Annotated in this window: 5 protein-coding genes and 1 pseudogene; 4 read left to right on the forward strand and 2 right to left on the reverse strand. The window is 62.0% G+C overall.

Translation table 11 applies throughout. From position 1 onward, the window contains the following. Positions 1-168: 168 nt before the first annotated feature. Together AC0L17_RS33985 and AC0L17_RS33990 are read right to left on the reverse strand one after the other, a co-directional pair. Positions 169-1104: a Gfo/Idh/MocA family protein gene (locus AC0L17_RS33985; protein WP_473518923.1), complete on the reverse strand. Its 936-nt coding sequence runs from the start codon at positions 1102-1104 to the stop codon at positions 169-171. A gap of 110 nt (positions 1105-1214) precedes the next feature. Beyond that, positions 1215-1496, reverse strand: a complete 282-nt coding sequence (locus AC0L17_RS33990; protein WP_023798115.1) for a hypothetical protein — start codon at positions 1494-1496, stop codon at positions 1215-1217. Between the two features lie 462 nt (positions 1497-1958). Between AC0L17_RS33990 and rpsL the strand changes: the two genes are divergently transcribed. From rpsL to AC0L17_RS34010, 4 genes and pseudogenes are all read left to right on the forward strand, one after another. After that, positions 1959-2330: a 30S ribosomal protein S12 gene (gene rpsL, locus AC0L17_RS33995; RefSeq protein WP_006333356.1), complete on the forward strand. Its 372-nt coding sequence runs from the start codon at positions 1959-1961 to the stop codon at positions 2328-2330. Between the two features lie 84 nt (positions 2331-2414). Further along, a complete protein-coding gene (gene rpsG, locus AC0L17_RS34000; RefSeq protein WP_008875664.1) occupies positions 2415-2885 on the forward strand; it encodes a 30S ribosomal protein S7 in 471 nt (156 codons plus the stop codon). Between the two features lie 30 nt (positions 2886-2915). Then, on the forward strand, positions 2916-5006 hold the full coding sequence (gene fusA, locus AC0L17_RS34005) for an elongation factor G (RefSeq protein ID WP_128186830.1): 2091 nt from the start codon (positions 2916-2918) through the stop codon (positions 5004-5006). Positions 5007-5072: 66 nt separating this feature from the next. Continuing rightward, positions 5073-5149, forward strand: a pseudogene (locus AC0L17_RS34010) (GTP-binding protein); the annotation flags it as partial.

Raw genomic sequence — 5149 nt, forward strand, 5'->3', positions numbered from 1 at the left:
ACGGGGCTGCGCGGCGGACACGCCAACGTCACCGCTGAATGCCACGCCATTTTTGCAGAACTTGACGCACACAACTTGAGGGATCCCAAGGGGGAGATTGTATGGCGCTCCGCTTTCGCCAACTACCAACGCTGGGCAGGCGGGTCGTTCATAGCCGCATTGTACGCGTCAATCGAAAAACGCTTCCACCACATTGCGCTTGCCGAGCATAAAAGCGTCGGCGACATGTTGCAACGGAGCGAGATCGACGTCGGAAACGCCGGCGCGCACGATCTCGGCGAAGCGCTTGTAGAGCATCGGATATTCGGCTTCCGGCTCGTCGTGAACGACGCGGCCGTCGACCGCGAGTTTTGCGCCGCCGCCAGAAAGCACCATCGCGCCCTTGTCGGTCTCGGCCAGGATGTCCCAGCTTTGCGGGCCGGTCTGGCGCCAGTCGAGTTCCATCGCCACCGGCAAGCCGTTCGAGGTGCGGAAGGCGATATGCGCGGCGATCGGGGCGGCGCGGTTTTCGGGAAAATCGAGGATCGCCGAGGTGATGAACATCGCCGGCAATATGTGGGTCGCGATCGACAGCGCGTTGATGCCGGGATCGAACACGCCGAAGCCGCCTGGAGCCCAGATCCAGTCCTGGTTCGGGTGCCAGCGGCGCACGTCCTCCTTCCAGTTGATGGCGGCCGACCTGATCTGGGTCGAGCCTAAAAATGCGCGCGCCGCTTCCACCGCCGGCGCATAGCGCGAATGCCAGCTGGCGAACAGCGAGACGCCGTTTGCCGCGGCCAGTGCTTTCAGGTCTTCGACCTCGCTGACCGTGGCGCCGGGTGGCTTTTCCAGAAAAACATGCTTTTTTGCTTCGAGTGCCGTCCGCGCGGCGTCGTAGCGGAACTGCGGCGGCATGCAGAGCGATACGGCCTCGAGCTCCGGCACGGCGTCGAGCATCGTCTCGATATCAGGAAAATTCGCGATGCCGTCGACCTTGCCGTGCCGGCTGGCGGCGGCGGTGAGCAGATAGTCGCGGTCCTTGGCCAGGGCCGGCAGGTGCTGGTCGCGAACAATCTTTCCCACGCCGACGATGCCGAGCTTGATGGGACCGCTATTCAGGGACATGGGAACTCCGCAGGTTGATATTGCGCTTGGTTCTTAGCAGAGAACCGATGCCGGGCAAGCAGTGCCAGACCGCGACGGCCCCAAACCGCGACGGCGAGGGACATGGGCGGTCACAGCGGCACGTCGAAGGTGACGATCGACACTTCGCCTTCGAGCGCGCCCTGATAGGCCGACAAATGCGGCTCTTCGTCGGGCACGCCGTCCAGGTCGCCGATCTGGTCGAGTTCCGCCTCGGCGTAGCCTTCGGCCGCGAGTGATTCGAGCGCCCGGCGCACCGCCGAATCGTCGTCGGGCGCGACCAGCATGAGGTGGACGCCTTCCGGCTTACCGCCCTTTCTCTTCCACGCCCGGCCGGTGATGATGGTGACCGGGCGCTCATCATTGTCGTTCACGGGCCGATTCCTCCGGGCGAGGGGATTTGCGCTGTTCATGTCGCTTTTTCGCATGAAGCGTGGCTATGCAACAGCCGAGGGCCGGTCACTTTCTTCCTTGCTCTTGCAAAATGGCGAAAGAAAATTACATGCGCTTTTCGCATGGCTGCCAAGCCTCGGTTTCAGCGTAATATTTGGTGCTCCGGGGTTGACGGGCAACAGGCTTGCGAGTAGAAGCCGGCCAGTCAGAACCGATGTGAGGCTCTCCCTTCCGAAGCGACACGCTTTGGAGTTTGCCTCAAACAGGGTTCGTTTTACGAGCGAAAAGACATTTCCGGCGTGCATGAAGCGGTTTCCGCTTCCTCTGCCATTTGTTCGGGCAAGACCGCGAGGCGCGGTTTGTGGCCCGACTTTGCGTATGGAAATGACGCTTTGAGCGGCCCTGACCGGGCGAGACACGGAATTGAGAGACAAGAGGGTTTAATGCCTACCGTCAACCAGCTGATCCGCAAGCCGCGCATTGCGCCGGTGAAGCGCAACAAGGTCCCGGCCATGCAGCAGAACCCGCAGAAGCGGGGCGTCTGCACGCGCGTCTATACAACGACGCCGAAGAAGCCGAACTCGGCGCTGCGCAAGGTGGCCAAGATCCGCCTGACCAATGGTTTTGAAGTGATCGGCTACATCCCCGGCGAAGGCCACAACCTTCAGGAGCACTCGGTGGTGATGATCCGCGGCGGCCGCGTCAAGGATCTTCCGGGCGTCCGCTACCATATCATCCGCGGCGTGCTCGACACGCAGGGTGTGAAGAACCGCAAGCAGCGCCGTTCGAAATACGGCGCCAAGCGTCCGAAGTGACCGAAGCGTAGCCAAGGTCATCCCGGACGGCGCCAGCGACGATCCGGGATCCAGGCCACCACGCAGAATTGAGGCAGAGAAAAAATGTCCCGTCGTCACAGTGCAGAAAAGCGTGAGATCAATCCGGACCCGAAGTTCGGCGATCTGATCGTCACCAAATTCATGAACGCCGTCATGTATGACGGCAAGAAGTCGGTTGCCGAGACCATCGTCTACGGCGCGCTCGACCAGGTCCAGTCCAAGACCAAGCAGGAGCCGGTCACGGTCTTCCATCAGGCGCTCGACAATGTCGCGCCGCATGTGGAAGTGCGTTCGCGCCGCGTCGGCGGCGCCACCTACCAGGTTCCGGTCGACGTGCGCCCCGAGCGTCGTCAGGCGCTGGCCATCCGCTGGCTGATCGCCGCCGCCCGCAACCGCAACGAGACCACGATGGTCGACCGCCTCTCCGGCGAGCTGATGGACGCGGCCAACAACCGCGGCACCGCCGTCAAGAAGCGTGAAGACACCCACAAGATGGCAGAAGCCAACCGCGCCTTCGCGCACTACCGCTGGTAAAGCGCGAACGAGACTGAAGAGGCACCTCCCATGGCCCGTGAATATAAAATCGAAGACTACCGCAATTTCGGTATCATGGCGCATATCGACGCCGGCAAGACGACGACCACCGAGCGCGTCCTCTACTACACGGGCAAGTCGCACAAGATCGGCGAAGTCCATGACGGCGCTGCCACCATGGACTGGATGGAGCAGGAGCAGGAACGCGGCATCACCATCACGTCCGCCGCGACCACGACCTTCTGGAAGGCTCGTGACGGCAAGATGCACCGCTTCAACATCATCGACACTCCCGGCCACGTCGACTTCACCATCGAGGTCGAGCGTTCGCTGCGCGTGCTCGACGGCGCCATTGCGCTGCTCGACGCCAACGCCGGTGTCGAGCCGCAGACGGAGACCGTCTGGCGCCAGGCCGACAAGTACCGCGTGCCGCGCATGATCTTCTGCAACAAGATGGACAAGATCGGCGCGGATTTCTATCGCTCGGTCGAAATGATCGGCTCGCGCCTCGGTGCGCAGGCTGTCGTCATGCAGCTGCCGATCGGCGCCGAGACCGAGTTCAAGGGTGTCGTCGATCTCGTCGAGATGAACGCGCTGGTCTGGCGCGACGAGACGCTGGGCGCCGCCTGGGACGTTGTCGAGATCCCGGACGACCTTAGGGCACGTGCCGAAGAATATCGCGAGAAGATGATCGAGGCCGCCGTCGAAATGGACGAGACGGCGCTCGAGAATTACCTCGAAGGCAAGATGCCCAGCAATGACGAGATCCGCGCTCTGATCCGCAAGGGCACCATCGCGGTGAAGTTTTATCCGATGTTCTGCGGCTCGGCCTTCAAGAACAAGGGCGTGCAGCCGCTGCTCGACGCAGTCGTCGAATATCTGCCGTCGCCGGCCGACGTTCCGGCCATCAAGGGCGTCGACGCCAAGACCGACGCCGAGATCGAGCGTCACGCCGACGACAGCGAGCCGCTGTCGATGCTCGCCTTCAAGATCATGAACGACCCGTTCGTCGGCTCGCTCACCTTTGCCCGCATCTATTCGGGCAAGCTCACCAAGGGCATCTCGGTCGACAATACGGTGAAGGGCAAGAAGGAGCGCATCGGCCGCATGCTGCAGATGCATGCGAATTCGCGCGCTGACGTCGAAGAGGCTTTCGCCGGCGACATCGTTGCTTTGGCCGGCCTCAAGGACACGACGACTGGCGACACGCTCTGCGATCCGCTGCATCCGGTCATCCTCGAGCGCATGGAATTCCCCGATCCGGTCATCCAGATCGCCATCGAGCCGAAGACCAAGAACGACCAAGAAAAGATGGGCCTTGCGCTGCATCGCCTGGCCGCCGAAGACCCGTCCTTCCGCGTCAAGACCGACGAGGAAAGCGGCCAGACGATCATCTCCGGCATGGGCGAACTCCACCTCGACATCATCGTCGACCGCATGCGTCGCGAGTTCAAGGTCGAGGCCAATGTCGGCGCGCCGCAGGTGGCCTATCGCGAGACGATCACCCGCAGGCACGAGCAGGACTACACCCACAAAAAGCAGACCGGCGGCACCGGCCAGTTCGCCCGTGTCAAGATCCTGTTCGAGCCGAATCCGGAAAGCAGCGAATTCCTGTTCGAATCCAAGATCGTCGGCGGCGCTGTGCCGAAGGAATACATCCCCGGTGTCGAAAAGGGCATCAACAGCGTCATGACCTCCGGGCCGTTCGCCGGCTTCCCGATGATCGGCGTCAAGGCGACGCTGATCGACGGCGCCTACCATGATGTCGACTCCTCGGTGCTCGCCTTCGAAATCGCCGGCCGTGCCTGCTTCCGTGAAGCGGCGCCCAAGCTTGGCGTGCAGTTGCTCGAGCCGATCATGAAGGTCGAAGTGGTGACGCCGGAAGATTATGTCGGCAGCGTCATCGGTGATCTGAACGGCCGTCGCGGCCAGATTCAGGGCCAGGAATCGCGCGGCGTGGCGGTGGTTGTCAACGCCATGGTACCGCTCGCCAACATGTTCAAGTACGTCGACAATTTGCGCTCGATGAGCCAGGGCCGCGCGGCCTACACGATGCAGTTCGATCACTACGAGCCGGTCCCCACCGCGGTCGCTCAGGAAGTCCAGAAGAAATACGCGTAACCCCAACGGGTTGCAGCGCTAACTTAATTCAAAGCCCGCACGGGCGAGCAGGAATGGAGAGATCACATGGCAAAAGGTAAATTCGAGCGTACAAAGCCTCATGTGAACATCGGCACGATTGGCCATGTCGATCATGGCAAGAC

The sequence above is a fragment of the Mesorhizobium sp. WSM4829 genome (assembly GCF_055811475.1).